This is a genomic window from Pseudomonas sp. KBN12P06040 (assembly GCF_037574965.1).
Lineage (GTDB): Bacteria > Pseudomonadota > Gammaproteobacteria > Pseudomonadales > Pseudomonadaceae > Pseudomonas > Pseudomonas aeruginosa.
In genome coordinates this window covers 3,280,268-3,300,155 of sequence record NZ_JBBELS010000001.1, presented here as the reverse complement: position 1 = coordinate 3,300,155, position 19,888 = coordinate 3,280,268, and the positions used below count along the sequence as shown (strand labels likewise).

Genomic DNA, 19,888 nt, shown 5'->3' with positions numbered 1-19,888 from the left:
GATGAACCGGGAACTGTTGCGAGTGGAAAACCTGAGCGTCGCCTATGGCGACACGCAGGTCGTGAAGGGGATCGACTTCAGCCTGCGCGCCGGCGAGACCCTGGCCCTGGTCGGCGAGTCCGGCTCCGGCAAGTCGCAGACCGCCCACGCCCTGCTGCGCCTGCTGCCGGGCGCGGCGCGCCTGGGCGGCAGCGTGCGCCTGGACGGCGAGGAACTGCTCGCCCTGTCGCCGCAGGCATTGCTGGCGATTCGTGGGCAGCGCATCGGCATGGTGTTCCAGGAGCCGATGACCTCGCTCAATCCATTGCAGCGCATCGGCCGCCAGGTCGGCGAGGGCCTGCGCCTGCATCGCCGCCTGCGTGGCGCCGCGCTGCGCGGGCGGGTACTGGAACTGCTCGAACTGGCCGGCCTCGAGCAGCCGCGACGCCTGCTCGAGGCCTATCCGCACCAGCTCTCCGGCGGCCAGCGACAGCGAGTGATGCTGGCCATGGCGCTGGCTTGCGAGCCGCAACTGCTGATCGCCGACGAACCGACCACGGCTCTCGACGTCACCGTGCAGAAACGCCTCCTGGAGCTGCTGCAAAGCTTGCAGCGACGGCTGGGCATGGCGATCCTGCTGATCAGCCACGACCTCAACCTGGTGCGCCGGGTCGCCGATCGGGTCTGCGTGATGCGCGATGGCCAGATCGTCGAGGAGAACGCCTGCGAGACGCTGTTCCGTTCGCCCCGGCATCCCTACACGCGCTTGCTGATCGAGGCCGAGCCGGGTGGGCTGGCGGAGCCGGTGGCGTGCCGCGAGACCTGCCTGGAGGTGCGCGCGCTGAGCCTCGACTACCCCGCGCCCGGCGGCTGGCTGCGCCGGCGCGCGGGACTGCGCGCGGTGCACGAGGTCAGCCTGCGGCTGCGCCGTGGCAGCACTCTGGGGATCGTCGGCGAAAGCGGTTCAGGCAAGTCCTCCCTCGGCCAGGCGCTGCTGCGCCTGTTGCCGGCCGAAGGGCAGATCCTGTTCCAGGGCGAGCGCCTCGACCGGCTGCACGGCAAGCGCCTGTTGCCATTGCGCCGGCAGTTCCAGGCGGTGTTCCAGGACCCCTACGGCAGCCTCAACCCGCGCCTTAGCGTGGAACAGATCGTCGGCGAAGGCCTGCGTATCCATGGCATCGGCGATGCCGGCGAACGCCGCGCGCGGGTGCTGGAGGCACTGCGCGAGGTCGGTCTCGACGAGCCTTGCCTGGAACGTTATCCCCACGAGTTTTCCGGCGGCCAGCGCCAGCGCATCGCCATCGCCCGCGCGCTGGTGCTGAAGCCGGCGCTGATCCTGCTCGACGAACCGACCTCGGCGCTCGACCGCAGCGTGCAGTGCCAGGTGGTCGAGCTGCTGCGTCGGTTGCAGCGTCGCCACGGGCTGAGCTACCTGTTCATCAGCCACGACCTGGCCGTGGTACGCGCCCTGGCCCACGACATCCTGGTACTCAAGGACGGCCGGGTGGTGGAGCAGGGCAGCGCCGCGGCGCTGTTCAGCCAGCCGCGCCACCCCTATACCCGCGAGTTGCTCGGAGCGATACCCGCGCTGCGCCTGGAAGAGCACCTGCGGGTGGCCGGGCTGGGAATCTGAGGCGGGAAACCATGCAGACTCTAAGGATGTTCCGAAAGGTTCTTTCCAGACGCCCCGGCGCTTTTCTTAAGATCGGCCTGCGGGCCCGTCAGGGACAAGGAGCCATGTCGGCTTCCGGGGCCGTTCGATCGATTGGGGGAATGCGATGAGTTCGTTACCGTTGTACTTCGATTACGCCGCCACCACGCCCGTGGACGAGCGCGTGATCCGGGCCATGGTGGAGTGTCTCGGCTACCAGGCGTGTTTTGGCAATCCCGCGTCGAACTCCCATGCCTACGGCCGCCAGGCGCGGCGGGCGGTGGAGCGGGCCAGGGAGCAGGTGGCCGCGCTGGTCGGCGCCAGCGCCGGGCAGATCGTCTGGACTTCCGGCGCCACCGAATCCAACAACCTGGCCCTCAAGGGCGTGGCCCAGGCGCTGGACACGCCCGGCCACCTGATCACCAGTCGCCTGGAGCACAAGGCGGTGCTGGACACCGTGCAGCAACTCGCCGATGACGGCTGGAGCGTGACCTGGCTGGCGCCCGGCGCCGATGGCCTGATCCGGCCGGAACAGGTGGAGGCGGCCTGGCGCGCCGATACCCGCCTGGTGTCGCTGATGCGGGTCAACAACGAACTCGGCACCCTGACCGACATCGCCGCCATCGGCGAACGGGTGCGCGAGCGCGGCGCGCTGTTCCACGTCGACGCGGCGCAGGCCAGCGGCAAGGTGGCGATCGACCTGGGCCGCCTGGCGGTGGACCTGATGTCGTTCTCCGCACACAAGACCTACGGGCCCAAGGGCATCGGCGCGTTGTACGTCGGGCCGCGCGCCGAGCGCCGGCTGAAGGCGCAGATCCACGGCGGCGGACACGAGCAGGGCCTGCGTTCCGGGACCCTGGCGACCCACCAGATCGTCGGCATGGGCGAGGCCTTCGCCCTCGCCGGCGAGCTTTTCGAGGAGGAGGGCAGGCGCATCGCCGCACTCCAGCGGCGTCTGCTGGAGGGGCTGGCGCAGATCGACGGCTGGCGCCTGAACGGCAGCGCCGACGCACGCATCGCGCATACCCTGAACCTGACCTTCGACAACCCGGCCTTTGTCCCCCAGGCACTGGAGTCCAGCCTGGCGGTGTCCAGCACCTCGGCCTGCAACTCGGCGCGGCCGGCGCCGTCCCACGTGCTTCTCGCCCTCGGCCACGACGCCGCCAGCGCTGGCCGCAGCGTGCGCCTGAGCCTCGGTCGCTACACCCGCGAGGCCGACGTCGACGCGGCGGTGGCCGCCCTCAAGGCCGCGGCGGATAGTGGCGCGCCGGCGTGGCAGCCGTTCCTTGGGGTATCCAGGGCAGGCTGAGCGGCCGGCTCGACCCGCCCTCGCCGAAGCCAGGGGCTGCGGATAACCGCGAAGCGGTTATTCGCCCTGCGGCTCCAGGGGCTTTTCGTCTTTGCCGCCATTTCCCGGCAATGTGCGCTTGGCGGATCATCCAGGTTGGGTATCATGCGTCGCCATTCCCATCCACCGCCGACGGAAGTCAGGCTTTGCCTGCGTGAGCCCAATGGACGATCTCTCCCCCGATTCCGCCTTGCCGCCTGCCGGCAGCGCCCAGGACAACGACGCGCCGCGCCAGTTGGTGGTCTGCATCGACGGAACCTCGAACCGCTTCGGCGACCAGCCGACCAACGTGGTGCGCCTGTACCGTTCGCTGTCGCGCGATCCGCGCAGGGTGCTGGCCTACTACGACCAGGGCGTCGGCACCTTCGGCCTGAAGGAAACCCTGTTCGAGTGGCAGAAGTTTCCCTCGCGGATCGCCGGCCTGGCCTTCGGCTGGGGGCTCAAGCGCAACGTCGAGGGCGCCTATCGCTTCCTCGCCGAGCACTACCGGCCCGGCGACCAGATATTCCTCTTCGGCTTTTCCCGTGGCGCCTACGCGGTGCGCGTGCTGGCCGCGATGCTGCGTGCGGTGGGCCTGATCGATGCGCACCAGCCGCACCTCTTCGACTACGCCTGGACCCTGCTCACCACCCGCATGCCGCCCCGCGCCGAAGACAAGCGGGCCGGCACGCGTCGCCGCGGGCCGGACTTCGGCCTGCTGGGACGCTTCCGCAAGGTCTTCGGCCGGCAGGTGAAGGTGCACTTCCTCGGCCTGTTCGACACCGTGACCTCGGTGGGCTGGGTCTACGACCCGCTGACCGTGCCCTATTCCTCGAACAACGAAATGGTCGACGTGGTCCGCCAGGCCTTGGCCATCGACGAATGCCGCTGCTTCTTCCGGCAGAACCTCTGGTTCGGCGAGAAGGACCGCAAGTCCGACGTGTTGCAGGTGTGGTTCCCCGGCATGCACTCCGATGTCGGCGGTGGCTATGCGCCGAAGGACTCGCGGCTGGCCCTGGTGGCCTTTACCTGGATGCTCGGCGAGGCGCTGGAGGCCGGCCTGCATGTCGACCCGGCGCGCAGCCGCGACCAGTTGCGCGCACGTTCGAAGCAGGGCCCGGACCCGACCGCGCCGATCCTGCCGGTGATGACCCGGCCCTGGCGCCTGGCCGAGTGGCTGCCGCTGCTGGTCTGGGACCGCCGCAGCGGCAACCGCGCCTGGCGCTGGTCGCGTGGCCGGCCGCGCTCGCGGCCGCTGGAACCGGTCGGGCAGGAAACCCGGGTCAAGCTGCACCGTTCGGTGCAGCGGCGGCTGGACGAATGCCCCGACTACCGGCCGTGCAACCTGCCAGCGCTGGAACGCTGCGACCTCATCGACGATTCGCCGTTGCTCGACGGCTACCGCTAGCGGCTGGCCGCGATCGCGTTCAGAACCACATGCGGATACCGGCGACGAAGCGCGCCTCGTCGTCGTCCTCGCCCTCGGCGCGGGCCAGGTCGGCGCTGTTGCCGTAGGAGCGGTTCCAGGTCACCCCGATGTAGGGCGCGAACTCGCGACGGAACTCATAGCGCAGGCGCAGGCCCAGCTCGCTATCGGCAAGGCCCGAACCGATGCCGCGGGCGGGATCGTTCCTGCCGTACAGGTTGACCTCGGCGCTGGGCTGGAGGATCAGCCGGTTGGTCAACAGGATGTCGTACTCGCCCTCCAGGCGCAGCGCGCTCTGGCCGTTCTCGCCGAGGAAGGCGGTGACTTCCGCCTCGAAGTCGTAGAGCGCCAGGCCCTGCACGCCGAAAGCCGCCCAGGTCTGCGGCGAGCCGGGCTTGAAATCCTGGCGCACGCCGGCGACCAGGTCCCACCAGGGACCGATGGCGTGCCCGAACAGCGCCTGGACCTCGGCGTCCTCGGTCTTGCCGTCGAGCCGTTCGCCTTCGCTGCGCAGCCACAGGCGGTTGATGTCGCCGCCGATCCAGCCGCTGGCGTCCCAGGCCAGCGCGCTGCCGTCGTCGGCGTCCTGGTATTCCAACTGGTCGAGCAGGAAGAAGCTGTTCAGCGCGCTGTCGTGCACTTTGTGCCCCTCCAGCGGCGGAAAGGCGGCACGGCGGTCGGCCTCGGTCGGCACCGGGATCGGCGTACGGCTCTGGCTGGGCGCGGCCTGCCCCGGAGGTTGCCGCGCAGCGTGGCTCATCCCCGGCATCCGGCCATGGTCCATTCCCTGGTGCTCCATGGGCTGTGCCGGGGCGGGCGATGCGGCGCCGTGGTCCATCCCCGGCATCCGGCCATGCCCCATCCCCTGGTGGTCCATGGGTTTCGCCGGGGCGGAGGTCCTCTGGCCGTGGTCCATGCCAGGCATCGCGCCGTGGTCCATGGCCGAGTGCTCCATGCCATTGTCCTGCGCGGCCTCGACGGGATTCGGCAGGCCCAGCAGCAGACCCAGGGCGAGGGCACCGCCGGCCAGGCGGGCGGGTTTCGGCTGGCGGCTCATGCGTTGTCTCCTTCGTCTACCCGCACTTCGCGGAACATGCCCATCTCCATGTGGAACAGCAGGTGGCAGTGGTAGGCCCAGCGCCCCAGGGCGTCGGCGGTGACCCGGTAGCTGCGGCGGGTGCCCGGCGGCATGTCGATGGTGTGCTTGCGCACCAGGAAGTTGCCTTGCTCGTCCTCCAGGTCGCTCCACATGCCGTGCAGGTGGATCGGGTGGGTCATCATGGTGTCGTTGACCAGGACGATCCGCAGGCGCTCGCCGTAGGTCAGGCGTAGCGGCTCGGCGTCGGAGAACTTGATGCCGTCGAAGGACCAGGCGAACTTCTCCATGTGCCCGGTCAGGTGCAGCTCGATGGTGCGCCCCGGTTCGCGGCCGTCCGGGTCGGCGAAGCGGCTGCGCAGGTCGGCGTAGGTCAGCACCCGCCGCCCGTTGTCGCGCAGGCCGAGGCCGGGGTCGGCGAGCTTCGGTGTCGGGGTCATGGTCTGCATGTCGACCAGCGGGTTGCCGTCCTCCGAAGCCGGATGGGACTGCATCGGCATGGCGCCCATGCCCATCCTGGAATGGTCCATGCCGTTCATGTCCATGCCGGCCATCTTGGAGTGGTCCATGCCGTTCATGTCCATGCCGGCCATCTTGGAGTGGTCCATGCCGTTCATGTCCATGCCGGCCATCTTGGAGTGGTCCATGCCGTTCATGTCCATGCCGGCCATCTTGGAGTGGTCCATGCCGCTCATGTCCATGCCGGCCATCTTCGAGTGGTCCATGCCGTTCATGTCCATGCCCGACATCTTCGAATGGTCCATCTCGCTGGCGGGCCTCGTCGCCGCGCCATGCCCCATGGCGCCGTGGTCCATGCCGCCCATGCCCATGTCGTCCATGCCGATCAGCGGGCGCGGATCGGGCGTCGGCACCGGCGCGCTAAGCCCTTCGGCCAGCGCCAGGGTGCCGCGGGCGTAGCCGCTGCGGTCCATGGACTGGGCGAAGAGGGTATAGGCGCGCTCGCCGCCCGGTTCGACGATCACGTCGTAGGTCTCGGCCACGGCGATGCGCAACTCGTCGACGCTGACCGGCTCGACGTGCTGTCCGTCGGCGGCCACCACGGTCATCTTCAGGCCGGGAATGCGGACGTCGAAATAGCTCATCGCCGAGGCGTTGACGAAGCGCAGGCGGAGCTTTTCGCCGGGGCGGAACAGGCCGGTCCAGTTGCCGTCCGGCGGCTGTCCGTTGAGCAGGTAGGTATAGGTGTAGCCGCTGACGTCGGCGAGATCGGTGGGACTCATCTTCATCTCGGCCCACATCTTGCGGTCGGCCAAGGTCGCGGCCCAGCCGTTGGCGCTGACGTCGTCGATGAAGTCGCCGACGGTGCGCTTGTGGAAGTTGTAGTAGTCGGACTGCTTCTTCAGCTTGGCGAGGATGCGCTGCGGCTTCTCGTCCGACCAGTCGCTGAGCAGCACCACGTAGTCGCGGTCGTAGCTGAACGGTTCCGGCTCGCGGGCGTCGATCACCAGGGCGCCGTAGACCCCGGCCTGCTCCTGTAGCCCCGAGTGGCTGTGGTACCAGTAGGTGCCGTTCTGCCGGACCTTGAAGCGGTATTCGTAGAGACCGCCGGGAGCGATGCCCTCGAAGCTGAGGCCCGGCACGCCATCCATGTTGGCCGGCAGGATGATGCCGTGCCAGTGGATCGAGGTGTCCTCGGCGAGGCGGTTGCGCACCCGCAGGGTCACGTTGTCGCCTTCGCGCCAGCGCAGGGTCGGGCCGGGCAGCGAACCGTTGATGGTCATGGCGGTGGCCGGCGAGCCGCTGAGGTTCACCGGGGTCTCGCCGATGAACAGGTCGAAACTGTCGCCGGCGAGCAGGTTCTGCTGGCCCGGCCCGGCCAGGGCCCAGGCCGGGGCGCGCCAGAGACCCAGTCCGCCGAGCAGACCGGTGGCGGCGAGGCCTTTGACGAAGGTGCGTCGCGAAGTTCTGTGCATCCGCTGGTTTCCACGCAGGTGGCAGGACGGACTGCGCGAGCCTGCGCAGCCGGGAGGTCGCGGCCCCGCCAGGGCGGTGCGGCGATGCGGACACCCTAGCGGCGCGCGCCTGTCGGCAAGCTGTGGGGAAGATTACAGAGCTGTCAGCTCAGCGCGGCGGGTTCACCAGGTGGCGGTCGAAACCCCGCGCCACCAGGCGTTCCCAGGCGTCCATGACCTGCGCCGGGATCGGGCAGGCGACCTGGAAGCCCAGCGCCGGGTAACGCATGATGCGGTCGAGGTCGCCAACCATCTCGTCGATCACCCCGAGTACGCCGACCAGGTTCGAGATGCCGTCGGGAAATGCGTAGTCGGGCGCATCCACGTGTCCCTCCAACCCCGGCCAGCGGACCGGCAGGGTCAGCGCCACGCGGCGGATCGAGTTGGGCTTGGTGACGAAGGTCGCGCGGCGCAGGTCGGGGAACAGCTCGCGGGCGAAGGCGATGTTCTCGGCGAAGTTGGTCGCCCGCGGCTCGATCACGATGAGGCTGTCGCTTACCCCGCGTGCCCTGGCGTGGCGGGCGAACAGCTCGGCTTCCGGCTCGACCCAGAGATGGCGCGTCCAGTGCCCGGTGTTGCCGGTGAACAGCAGGCGTTCGGCGAGGCCGCGTTCGAGCAGTTCGCAGGCGTGGTCGCAGACCCGCAGGTCGTAGGAGCCGCATACCACCAGCAGTTCGCAGGGCACATGGCAGCGGCCCTGGCCGAGGAAGTCCCAGAGCAGCCGGGCATCTTGCAGGGTCGGGCTCATGGGACGCCAACGCTCCTCTCGCTGCCGGTCGTGGCGGGGTGCCGATGCTGGCAGTACAGCCGGTCGTCTTCGCGGACGATCCGCAGCTCGCGGAAATCCCGGACCGACCAGCGCGCGCCGGCGGCGAGCAGGCCGCTCTCCTCGCCGATCGCCACGCAGGTCGCGCCGGCGGCACAGGCTGCCTGCACGCCGCTGAGGGAGTCTTCGAACACCAGGCAGCGCGACGGTGCCACGCCGAGCCTGGCCGCGGCCAGGCGATAGCCATCCGGAGCCGGCTTGCCGTGGACCACGTCGTCGCGGCTGACCAGGGTGCGGAACGCCGCCTGCAGGTCGTGCTGGCGCAGCACGTGGTCGATGCGTGCCGGCCAACTGCTGGTGACCAGCGCCAAGGGCACGTCCAGCCAACGCAACTGGCGGATCACCGCGGCGACGCCGGGCAGCAGGGGACAGTCGGCGCCTTCCTCCAGCGCATCGACCCGTTGCTTGAGGATCCGCCGGCGCTCCATCGGCAGGTGGCCGAACAGATAGTCCAGGGTGTAGCCGCCCGGGCGACCGTGCACGTGGTCGCGCAGGCAGTCCGGGCCGAGCGCCACGCCCTGTTCGCCGGCAACCCGGCTCCAGGCCGCGGCGATGGCTTCGCGGGAGCTGATCAGGACGCCGTCCATGTCAAACAGAACGGCTGAAAACGCTAGTCGATGCATCTCGGGCACTCTGTAGGGCAAGCCAGACCAGGACCGCGCCGCCGAGGGCGAACAGCGCCATGATCAGATAGGACCACTGCGGCAGGCCTTCGTACAGCCAGCCGGCGGCCGGACTGGCGAGGCCCATGGGCAGCGCTACCGCCAGAGAGTAGTAGATTCCCTGGGTCAGTACCCGCGCGCTTTCCGGCGCGTGGTCGCGGATGTAGCGCATCACCGCGGCGTGGTAGGCGGCGAAGCTGAGGGCGTGTAGGCACTGGCCGAGGAGGATCGCGGCGAGATGTTCGCTGCCGGCCAGCAGGCCCCAGCGCAGCGCCGCGCAAAGGCTGGAGAAGAGCATCACCTGGAGCGCCGGGTGGCGGTCCAGGATGCGGTTGGAGACGGCGAAGAAGCTGATCTCGGCGATCACCGCCAGGCCCCAGAAGGCGCCGACCGAGAACGACGAGTAGCCCAGCGCCTGCCAGCCCAGCGAGGCGGTGGTGAAGTACAGCGAGTGGCTCAGCTGGATCATTCCCGCCGCGGCGATGGCCAGCAGCAGGGGGCGTTGCCGGAGGATCCCGCGCAGGTCGGGACGGCGCCTGGCGCCCGGCAGCGGCGAGTCCGGACGGCGCAGGCTGCGGCGACGGAGGAACAGGCAGGCCAGCGCGGTGAGCAGCATCGTCAGGCCGACCAGGGCGGGCACCAGTTGCTGGCCGAACCGACCGAGCAGCAGGCCGCCCAGGGTCGCGGTGAGGATGAAGGCCAGCGAACCGACCGCGCGTACCCGCCCGTAGTTCTGCAGGGCGGCCTTGTCGCGCTTGAGCAGGTAGGACTCGGTGAGCGGCAGCACGCTGGTCCAGAACGCGCCGTAGAGCACGCTCAGGGCGATGAACAGCGGCAGGCCCTCGGCCAGCTGGAACAGCAGGGCGCAGGCGCCGGCCAGGGCCGCCAGCAGGGTCGCCAGGCGCAACTGGTCGATGCGCCAGTCGGCCACGTAGGTCAGCGCCACCCCGGCGATCACCTGCGGCCAGTAGGCCGCGGCGATCAACAGGCCGATCTGGCTGGCGCCGAAGCCCAGGCTGGCCAGCCAGGTCGGCCAGAAGGGATAGATCAGCCCCTCGGCGGCGAAGTAGCCGGAAAAGATCAGGTACATGCCGGTTCCCGCGTCGCCGTGCCGGTTCGCTGCGGTTTGCGCCTCACTCGAAGCGCGCCCTGGCGAAGGCGTTCTCGCCCTTGCGCCAGACCAGCAGGGACTCGCCCAGCACCACCAGGTCGACCATGCCGTCCTCCAGCGCGCCGAGGGCGTCCTGCGGGGCGCAGACGATCGGTTCCTCGTGGCGGTTGAAGGAGGTGTTGATCAGCGCCGGCTGGCCGCTGCGGGCATGCCAGGCATGCAGCAGGGCGTGCATGAACGGATCGGCCTGCGGCCGGATGATCTGCGGCCGGGCGGTGCCGTCGACATGCACCACCGCCGGGCAGCGCTCGCGGAAATCCGCATGGCAGTCGTAGGTCATGGTCATGTAGTCGGCCGCCACCTGGTCTTCGCGCCAGCCGATGTAGCAGCCCTCGGCGTGCTCGACCGCGGTGACCGGGGCGAATGGCATGAACTCGGTGCGTTCCATGCGCTGATTGAGCCAGTCGTTGGCGCTGGCATCGCCGGGATGGTAGACGATGCTGCGGTTGCACAAGGCGCGCGGACCGAACTCCATGCGGCCCTTGAACATGCCCAGCACCTGGTTTTCCCGCAGCGCTTCGACCAGCGTCTCGATCAGGTTGGCTGGCCGGCTGTAGGCCAGCTGCGGGTACTGGCTGGCGATCAGCTCGGCATTCTGCGCGGCGCTGCGCGCGTCCGGCCCGAGGGCCATGCTCGGCGCCGGGAAGCGCGTACCGTTCTCGCGATAGGCCACCGCCACCGCCGCGGCCAGGGCCAGGCCGCCGTCGCCCATGCAGGGCAGCACGTAGACATCGCGGACCCCGGGGATCTCGCGCAGGCGCTGGTTCAGCTTGACGTTGCCGAACACCCCGCCGGCCAGGCACAGGTTGGCACAACCGGTGCGCGCCACGTGCTCCCGGGCGATGGCCACCAGCAGGTCTTCGGAGTGCCGTTGCGCGGCGGCGGCGACATCCGCCGGGCGTTCCGCCGCGCAGCGTTGCAGCAGCGGATCGCTGTAGCCGTCGTAGGAGGGCAGGTACAGTTCGCCGCAGCGGGCGCGCAGGCGGCCGTTCTCCAGGCGGATCATGTCGTTCATCAGCGGCAGCAGCTTTTCCGCGTCGCCGAACGCCGCCAGGCCGGTGATCTTGCCTTCGTGGCGGTTCGGCTTGAAGCCGAGCAGGCGGGTGATGCGCCCGTAGAAGTAGCCCAGGCTGTCGACGCTGGTCTCGCGTTGCAGGACCGTCTCGCCGCCGTCGGCGCGGTAGTGGGTGACGGTGAGCGACTGGAAGTCGCCGCGGCCGTCGCAGGTGAGGGTCAGCGCCTCGTCGAACGGCGAGCAGACGAATGCGCCGAGGGCGTGGCATTCGTGATGGTCGATGTACTCGACCTTGCCGCGCAGGCCGTTGGCGCGGACGAAGGCATCGAATTCGCCGCGCTTGGCCTTGTCGTTGGCCATCTCGTCGGCGATCCGCTTGCGCAGGTGCGGCAGGCCTTCGGGACGCTCGCGGGCTTCCTCGAGGACCCGGTCCAGGTAGAGGTCGAGGTGCCGCCCGGCGTCGAACCCGGCGTTCCAGCCGTAGGCGATGCGGTCGATGTCGGCCAGGTCGATGCCGGCCTCGCCGAGCACATAGTCGATGGAGCGGCTCGGCCAGGCCTTGTGGTCCTTCTGGCGGGTGAAGCGCTCCTCGCTGGCGGCGGCGACGATCCCGCCGTCGCGCACCAGGCAGGCGCCGGCCAGGTCGTTGTTGGTGATCCCGAGAATGATCATGCGGTGTCCTCTTGCGCGAACGGGTGGGGGGCGAGAGGCGTAATAGGTTGCATGGCACCGGGAGCCCAACAACCTGCCAGATCTGGTCGCCTGCGAAATCTGGCAGGGCTACCGGATCTGGTAGCTGGACAGCCGTCGACGGGCTTGCCGGCCATACCGGCCGGGCGCCCGCGCCGGCATCAGAAGCTGTAGCTGAGGCGGCCGAACAGGATGCGCCCGTAGGGATCGGTGTAGCGCGGGTCGTAGCCGCTCTGGAAGGTGTAGGTCTGGTTGCTGAACGGCGGTTCGCGGTCGAACAGGTTCTTCACCCCGAGGGTCAGCCCCAGCGCATGGCTGAGGCGGTAGCTGCCGGCCAGGTCCCAGAGGTTCCACGAGCCGACCCTGCCGTGGCTGGCGCGATCGTAGTCGTTGTAGCCGCTGGTGTAGCGGTTGCTCAGGGTGGCCTGCCAGGCGTCGCGGCTCCAGGTGGCGTTGGCGACGTGCTTCCAGCGGGCGATCACGCCGACGCCCTGGAAGTCGCCGACGTTGTCCAGGTACTGGCCGCCGATCTGCTGCTGGAAGTCGTAGCGGGACACGTAGGTGCCTTGCAGGTCGAGCCCGAACTGCCCGTAGCGGCTGGCCGGGAAACGATAATCGAGGCTCAGGTCGACGCCGCTGGTCTTCACTTTGCCGAGGTTGGCCAGTCCGGTGACGACGTGATCGATCGAGCCGTCGGCCTTGCGCACGATGCGTCCGGCGTAGGCCTGCGGGTCGGCGAAGATCGCCGCTTCGGGAAACTCGGCGATCTGGTTGGCGATCCTGATCCACCAGAAGTCCAGGCCGACGGAAAGGTCGCGCAGCGGCTGGTAGACCAGGCCCAGGGTAACGTTGCGCGCAGTTTCCGGTCGCAGGTCGGTGTTGCCGCCGGTGGCGTTGTAGAACTGCTGGGCGCAGTCGCGGTTGGCGATGCCGCCCTGGCTCGGCTGGCCGCCGGCGCACAGGCGTGGGTCGTCGTAGTTGGCGCTGGTATAGGTGGTGAAGGTCGGGTTGTACAGTTCGTACAGCGACGGCGCGCGGAAACCTTCGCTGTAGGCGCCGCGCAGGACCAACTGGCGGAACGGCTGGAAGCGGAACGAATATTTCGGGTTGGTAGTGCTGCCGAAGTCGCTGTACTTGTCGTGGCGGATCGCCGCGCTGAGTTCCAGGCTGTCCAGCACCGGCACGTTGAGTTCGGCGTACTGCGCCTTCAGGTTGCGCTCGCCGCTGACCGTGGCGGCGGGATCGACGCCGAGGCTCTGCACGTTGCCGGCGAAGTCCTGGATGTCCTGGTGGAACGCTTCCTTGCGGAATTCGCCGCCCAGCGCCAGGGCCGCCGGCCCGGCGCCGAACCAGTCGCCGATCTCCCGGCTGGCGCGGGCGTCCAGGCCCTTGACGCGGCCGACCGAGGTACGAAAGTCGCCGCTCAGGGCATGGCTGCCGAGGTAGGCGAGGCCGGCGTCGGTCTGCGGCCCGAACGGGTTCAGCGTCCCGTTGGCGATGCCGAGGGCGGCGGCGCGATCGTCGACGTAGCCGCTGTGGATATGGTCGACCACCTTGTTCTGGTTGTACGAGGCGCCGATATCGTAGTCCCAGCCGGCGAACTGGCCGTCGAAGCCGAGCAGCAGGCGCTGGCCGGTGTTCTGCGAGGATTGCAGGCGTGGCCCGAGCACGCTCTGCCGCCAGTTGACCTCCACCGGCCGGCTCGGGTCGAGGACGAAGCCGCCGGGACCGGGAGTGATGCCGTTGCCGGGATAGAAGGCGGTGCCGGGATCGATCTGCAGGCCGGTGAGGGTCCCTGGGCCGACCTGGGTAGCGTTGTCGTTGCGCGACCAGAAGTACTCCAGGCTGACGTTGTGCTCGTCGGCCAGCTTGCCGGTGGCGCGGCTGAACACCGAGGTCTTCTCGGTTTCCGGCACCAGGTCGAGGTAGCGCCACAGGCTCTGCCGGCAGATGCCGTTGCGCGGGATCAGGTCGGCGCCCTTGCAACCGCCGGCGGCCAGCGGATTGCTGGCGTTGGCGCCCTGGCTCCAGTTGCCGGGGAAGGCGGTGCCGGAGCTGTAGTCGAGGCCGCGTCCCGGCTGGTAGTTGTAGGTGTAGCCGCGGTCCTTGGCGCCGAGGCGTTCCTGCTTGTCGTAGTTGGCCACCGCGAAGACATTGAAGCGATCCTCCTCCAGCTCGCCGAAGCCCCAGCTAGCGCTGACGTTGCGCTGGTTGCCGCCGCCGTCCTGGGTGGGGGAGGCGTAGCCGCTGTCGACGCGGCCTTCGTTCAGGCTCTTGCGGGTGATGAAGTTGATCACCCCGCCGATGGCATCGGTGCCGTACAGTGCGGAGGCGCCGTCGCGCAGCACCTCGACCCGGTCGATGGCGGCGAAGGGAATGGTGTTGAGATCCACGGCGGAGCCGTCGATGGCATTGTTCGCCAGACGCCGGCCGTTGAGCAGCACCAGGGTCTTGTTCGCGCCGATCCCGCGCAGGTCGGCGAACGAGGCGCCGCCGGTGGCGCTGCCGACCGAGCGACTGGAGTTGTATACGCCCTGGTTGCCGGAAAGCCGGCCGATCAGTTCCTCGGTGCTGGTCACGCCCTGTTGGCGCAGCTCCTCGGCGCGCAGGACGCTGATCGGCACCGCGGTTTCCGCATCGACCCGGCGGATCGCGCTACCGGTCACCTCGATTCGTTGCAACTGGACCGTGGGCGGGTCGACAGGCGCCTGTCCCTCCGCCGCGGCGGCGCTGCTGGGAGCGAGCTGCAGGGCCAGCAGCAGGGCGGCGCCCAGCGGCGGGTCGGTGTGGAGCGATCGGTGCATGGTCGGGGCATCCCTTGTTCCGGTGTGTCCAGGGATGTCCGTCGAGCCGGGGGATTTTCCAGGGACGGCTTAGACCTTTGCGCCATGAGTTTATGTCCGCTGGGAACAAGCCCTGCCGTTGCGCCTTTCATCGGCGGGCCGGAGCGGCAGAACCAGTCCCCTCTGCCGAGGTCGAAAAGCAGGCGTCGCGGCGGTGCTGTGGCGTCCTTTCTTCAGCTACATTTTTCTTTCAGCAGTCGTTCCCATCATCCAGGGCAGCACCCAAGGGGCAGATCATGGCTCGCACCACTCCCATCGAGCTTTATCGCAACATCGGCATCGTCGCCCACGTCGACGCCGGCAAGACCACGACGACCGAGCGGATCCTCTTCTACACCGGCGTCAACCACAAGATGGGCGAGGTCCATGACGGCGCGGCGACCATGGACTGGATGGTCCAGGAGCAGGAGCGCGGCATCACCATCACCTCGGCGGCGACCACGGCCTTCTGGCAGGGCTCGACCAAGCAGTTCCCGCACCGCTATCGCTTCAACATCATCGACACCCCCGGCCACGTCGACTTCACCATCGAGGTGGAGCGCTCGCTGCGCGTGCTCGATGGCGCGGTGGTGGTGTTCAGCGGCGCCGACGGGGTCGAGCCGCAGTCCGAGACGGTCTGGCGCCAGGCCAACAAGTACCATGTGCCGCGCCTGGCCTACGTGAACAAGATGGACCGCCAGGGCGCCGATTTCCTCCGCGTGGTCGCGCAGATCAAGCTACGCCTGGGCCATGTCCCGGTGCCGATCCAGCTGGCGATCGGCGCGGAGGAAAACTTCAGCGGGCAGATCGACCTGGTGAAGATGAAGGCCATCTACTGGAACGATGACGACCAGGGCACCAGCTACCGCGAGGAGGAGATCCCGGCGGAGTTGCGGGCGCTGGCCGAGGAGTGGCGGGCGCACATGGTCGAGGCCGCCGCCGAGGCCAACGACGAACTGATGAACAAGTATCTGGAAGGCGAGGAACTGAGCATCGAGGAGATCAAGGCCGGGCTGCGCCAGCGGACCCTGGCCAACCAGATCGTACCGGCGGTGCTCGGCTCCTCGTTCAAGAACAAGGGCGTGCCTCTGGTGCTCGACGCGGTGATCGACTATCTCCCGGCTCCGTCGGAAATCCCGGCGATCAGGGGCACCGACCCGGACGACGAAGAGAAGCACGACGAGCGCCATGCGGACGACGACGAGCCGTTCTCGGCGCTGGCGTTCAAGATCGCCACCGACCCCTTCGTCGGCACCCTGACCTTCGCCCGTGTGTATTCCGGGGTGCTGACTTCCGGCGATGCGGTGCTCAACTCGGTGAAAGGCAAGAAGGAGCGGGTCGGGCGGATGGTGCAGATGCACGCCAACCAGCGCGACGAGATCAAGGAAGTGCGCGCCGGCGACATCGCCGCGCTGATCGGCATGAAGGACGTGACCACCGGCGACACCCTGTGCGCCATCGACAAGCCGATCATCCTCGAACGCATGGACTTCCCCGATCCGGTGATCTCGGTGGCGGTGGAACCGAAGACCAAGGCCGACCAGGAGAAGATGGGCATCGCCCTGAGCAAGCTGGCCCAGGAAGACCCGTCGTTCCGCGTGAAGACCGACGAGGAGACCGCGCAAACCATCATTTCCGGGATGGGCGAGTTGCACCTGGACATCATCGTCGACCGCATGCGCCGCGAGTTCGGCGTCGAAGCCAATATCGGCAAGCCGCAGGTGGCCTATCGCGAGACCATCCGCAACACCTGCGAGATCGAGGGCAAGTTCGTCCGCCAGTCCGGCGGCCGCGGCCAGTTCGGCCATTGCTGGATCCGCTTCGCTCCGGCCGACGAGGGGCAGGAAGGCTTGGAGTTCCACAACGAGGTGGTCGGCGGGGTGATTCCCCGCGAGTTCATCCCGGCGATCCAGAAGGGCATCGAGGACCAGATGCAGAACGGTGTGCTCGCCGGCTACCCGCTGATCGGCCTGAAGGCGACGGTGTACGACGGCTCCTACCATGATGTCGACTCCAGCGAGATGGCCTTCAAGATCGCCGCCTCGATGGCCACCAAGCAACTCTCGCAGAAGGGCGGAGCGGTGCTCCTGGAGCCGGTGATGAAGGTCGAGGTGGTGACCCCGGAGGACTACATGGGCGACGTGATGGGCGACCTCAACCGCCGGCGTGGCCTGATCCAGGGCATGGAGGATACCCCGGCGGGCAAGGTGATCCGTGCCGAGGTCCCGCTGGGCGAAATGTTCGGCTATGCCACCGACGTGCGCTCGATGTCCCAGGGGCGCGCGAGCTACTCGATGGAGTTCGTCCGCTATGCCGAGGTACCGGCCAGCGTGGCCGAGGCGATCGTCGCCAGGCAGGGCCGCTGAGAGCCGCCGCGCGCCGCCGAGGCCAGCGGCGGCGCGCGTCTTTCCGGGAGAGGCAGCCGCATCTCCGGCGCCGATGCGCTTGCCAAGCGGGTTTTTTGACGCCCCCTGGATGCTTAACTATAAGACAGTGACCAAGGCCCGCACCTATACGGTCACAAGGATGGCGAATCGATGCTTGCTTCAGCGATTGCCAGCGGTACCGCAGTCTCCCAGGTCTCCAAGCATCTCCTAATGTTCCTGGCCGCCCTTTTCCTCGCCCTCGGTGCATGCGGCTGGGCGATCCTGCACATCGCCAGGCAGCAGGACGACATCGCCATCGAGCAGAGCCATTTCTACGTGGAAAAGGCGCTGCAGAATCGCCGGGAAAATTCCGAGCAGTTCTCCACCACCTATTCGTTCTGGACCGACGCCTACGTCTATCTGGGAAACCGGGTCGACGTGGACTGGGCCTTTACCAAGAACAACCTCGGCTCGGTGCTCTACACCACCAACGGCTACGACGGCGTCTTCGTCATCGACGACCGTGGCACTCGCTACGCCATGCTCGAGGGCGAGCTGTCCGAGCGCTCGCTGGCCGACTCGCTGGGCGCCGATGCCGGAGACATCCTCAGCGCCGCCCGCCGCGCCGCGGTGGACGAGGCGGCGATCAGCCGCTACGTCGACTTCGACGGCGCACCGGCGATCCTGGTCGCCTCGGCGATCAAGCCCACCAGCGATCATGCGCCCATCGACCTGGACAAGGCCTCGGTGATGGTCTTCGTCGACCGGCTGACCCCGGCGAAGCTGGCCAAGCTCGGCGGCGACTACGGCATCGCCAACCTGCACCTGCTGGCCGGCGGCGCGGCGGGCGACAAGGAAAGCCTTGCCCTGGAGGGCACTCCCCATCGCCTGGCCTGGGTGTCGTCGCGTCCGGGTAGCGCCATGCTGCGGGAGACCGCGTTGCCGCTGCTGGGAATCTTCGTGCTCGCCGCCGGGCTGCTGTTCTGGCTGAGCCGCAGCGCCGTGCTCAACGCTCGCGCGGTGGATCGCCAGCAGAAGGTCCTGAAACGCAGCAACCAGGCCCTGCTGGCCAGCGAGGAACGTTTCAAGTCGATAGCCGAGGCGGCCTCGGACTGGATCTGGGAAGTCGACGGGCATTTCGTCTTCACCTATCTCTCCGTGCGCTTCCGCGACGTCACCGGCTACCAGCCGGAGGCCTGGATCGGGCGGCGGCTGGACGAGTTGCTGGATAGCGATACGGTGAACATCGTCAAGTGGCTGGAAGGGCTGCCCGATGCCGGTGCGCCGTCCAGCCTGGTCTGCGCTTTCCGCGACAGCCAGGGCCAGGCGCGGGTTGGCAAGCTGAGCGCCAGCGCGATCCGCAACGGCGTCGCCAGCGGCTATCGCGGCACGGCGGCCGACATCACCGACGAGGTCGAAGCCCATGCGAAGATCCAGCATCTGTCCCTGCACGATGCCCTGACCGGCCTGCCGAACCGCAACAAGCTGTTCCAGTTCCTCGAACGCCTGCTGGCGGAAAAGGCTGGCAAGTCGCCGGTAGCGGTACTGATGCTCGACCTCGACCGCTTCAAGCCGATCAACGACCAGCATGGCCATCCCGCCGGCGATGCGGTGCTCTACGCCATCGCCGAACGGCTGCGCGCCTCGACCCGCGACCAGGACATGGTTGCCCGGCTCGGCGGCGACGAGTTCGTGGTGGTCAGTACCCACGTGTCGTCGAAGCTGGAAACCGAGAAGTTCTGTAGCCGGCTGATCGACGTGATCAACCGCGAGATCGCCTACGAAGGGCACAGCTTCCATGTCGGCGCCAGCATCGGCGTGGCCCTGGCGCCGGAGCACGGCGGCGATCCGCGCGGCCTGCTGCGTTGCGCCGACGTGGCGATGTACGAGGCCAAGGCCGCGGGGCGCAATACCTGGCGTTTCTACTTGGAAGCGATGGACTCCCATCTCGCCGAGAAGAAGCTGCGCGAGACCGAGTTGCGCGCCGCCTTGCAGAACGGCGAGTTCGAGTTGTACTACCAGCCGCGCTTCCTGGCGCAGGAACAGACGATCGCCTCGGCGGAGGCGTTGATCCGCTGGAACCATCCGCACCGCGGGCTGATCGGCCCGGACGAGTTCATCGGCCTGGCGGAAGAAAGCGACCTGATCGTGCAGATCGGCAACTGGGTGCTGCGCGAGGCCTGCGCCACCGCCGCCTCCTGGCCGGGCGAGGTGATGGTCTCGGTGAACGTGTCGCCGGCGCAGTTCATGACCGGCGATATCGTCTGGCAGGTGCGCGAGGCGCTGCGCCTGGCCCACCTGGATGCCCGCCGGCTAGAGCTGGAGGTGACCGAGAACGTCATGCTCAACGATGTCGACGGCGCGCTGCGGACCATGACGGCCCTCAAGGAACTGGGCGTCCGCCTCAACATGGACGACTTCGGTACCGGCTATTCCTCGCTCGGCTACCTGCGCACCTATCCCTTCGACAGCATCAAGATCGACAAGCGCTTCGTCGCCAGCATGGAGAAGACCGGGCGCGACCGTTCGATCGTGCAGGCCATCATCAATCTCGGCAACGCCCTGAACCTGCGGGTCACCGCCGAGGGGGTGGAGACCGAAGGGCAGATGCATATCCTGCGCGACGAGCAATGCCACGAACTGCAAGGATTCCTGCTCAGCCGGCCGCTGGATGCGCAGGGCCTGCGCGACCTGCTGGCGCGCGAGGCGGGGCAGACCCAGGCGCCACAGGTTTCCGCCGAGGGCCATGCTGCGCGCCGCCCTTGAGCGGGGGCAGAAGAGACCACGCGGAGCCTCAGCGGCCCTCGGTTCAGCGAACGCCCTGCGTATGGTTCAGAGAATGCTCAACTGATTATTTGACCTGACTGATTCCCTTCCCGTCTTC

General features: G+C 68.3%; 12 protein-coding genes. 5 read left to right on the top strand and 7 right to left on the bottom strand.

All coding sequences use genetic code 11. The annotated features are described in order from the left end of the window. The first annotated feature begins 1 nt into the window (after position 1). From VQ067_RS15540 to VQ067_RS15530, 3 genes are all read left to right on the top strand, one after another. Complete coding sequence (locus tag VQ067_RS15540; RefSeq protein WP_010792375.1) at positions 2-1,612, top strand: ABC transporter ATP-binding protein; 1,611 nt, start codon at positions 2-4, stop codon at positions 1,610-1,612. Between the two features lie 145 nt (positions 1,613-1,757). Beyond that, positions 1,758-2,939 (top strand): aminotransferase class V-fold PLP-dependent enzyme, encoded by a 1,182-nt coding sequence (locus VQ067_RS15535; protein WP_033990783.1) that lies wholly within the window; start codon positions 1,758-1,760, stop codon positions 2,937-2,939. Positions 2,940-3,141: 202 nt separating this feature from the next. Further along, on the top strand, positions 3,142-4,365 hold the full coding sequence (locus VQ067_RS15530; protein WP_003139649.1) for a DUF2235 domain-containing protein: 1,224 nt from the start codon (positions 3,142-3,144) through the stop codon (positions 4,363-4,365). 19 nt (positions 4,366-4,384) lie between these two features. Here VQ067_RS15530 and VQ067_RS15525 read toward each other — a convergent pair whose 3' ends face one another. The 7 genes from VQ067_RS15525 to VQ067_RS15495 form a co-directional block, all read right to left on the bottom strand. Further along, positions 4,385-5,440: a copper resistance protein B gene (locus tag VQ067_RS15525; RefSeq protein WP_033990781.1), complete on the bottom strand. Its 1,056-nt coding sequence runs from the start codon at positions 5,438-5,440 to the stop codon at positions 4,385-4,387. After that, positions 5,437-7,413, bottom strand: a complete 1,977-nt coding sequence (locus VQ067_RS15520; RefSeq protein WP_058147214.1) for a copper resistance system multicopper oxidase — start codon at positions 7,411-7,413, stop codon at positions 5,437-5,439. Before VQ067_RS15520 ends, VQ067_RS15525 begins: the two co-directional genes overlap by 4 nt. Before the next feature lie 148 nt (positions 7,414-7,561). Then, positions 7,562-8,200 carry a YdcF family protein gene (locus VQ067_RS15515; protein WP_003088740.1) on the bottom strand — a complete coding sequence of 213 codons (639 nt, stop codon included), beginning with the start codon at positions 8,198-8,200 and terminating at the stop codon, positions 7,562-7,564. After that, positions 8,197-8,865, bottom strand: coding sequence for an HAD family hydrolase (locus VQ067_RS15510; protein WP_003103648.1), 669 nt, complete (start codon positions 8,863-8,865; stop codon positions 8,197-8,199). The genes VQ067_RS15515 and VQ067_RS15510 overlap by 4 nt, the downstream gene beginning before the upstream one ends. Before the next feature lies 1 nt (position 8,866). Next, the gene (locus VQ067_RS15505) at positions 8,867-10,030 is read right to left on the bottom strand and encodes an MFS transporter (RefSeq protein WP_003109654.1); all 1,164 of its coding nucleotides are present in this window, start codon (positions 10,028-10,030) and stop codon (positions 8,867-8,869) included. 43 nt (positions 10,031-10,073) lie between these two features. Then, entirely contained in the window at positions 10,074-11,798 is a 1,725-nt protein-coding gene (locus tag VQ067_RS15500) for a carbamoyltransferase family protein (protein WP_023095724.1), read from the bottom strand. A 179-nt stretch (positions 11,799-11,977) separates the two neighbouring features. Then, positions 11,978-14,620: a TonB-dependent receptor gene (locus tag VQ067_RS15495; RefSeq protein ID WP_003139644.1), complete on the bottom strand. Its 2,643-nt coding sequence runs from the start codon at positions 14,618-14,620 to the stop codon at positions 11,978-11,980. Positions 14,621-14,895: 275 nt separating this feature from the next. On the opposite strand from VQ067_RS15495, the gene fusA reads away from it, so the two are divergent. Next, a complete protein-coding gene (fusA, locus tag VQ067_RS15490) occupies positions 14,896-17,004 on the top strand; it encodes an elongation factor G (RefSeq protein ID WP_003139642.1) in 2,109 nt (702 codons plus the stop codon). Positions 17,005-17,175: 171 nt separating this feature from the next. Then, complete coding sequence (locus tag VQ067_RS15485) at positions 17,176-19,770, top strand: bifunctional diguanylate cyclase/phosphodiesterase (RefSeq protein WP_023875379.1); 2,595 nt, start codon at positions 17,176-17,178, stop codon at positions 19,768-19,770. The last annotated feature ends 118 nt before the right edge of the window (positions 19,771-19,888 follow it).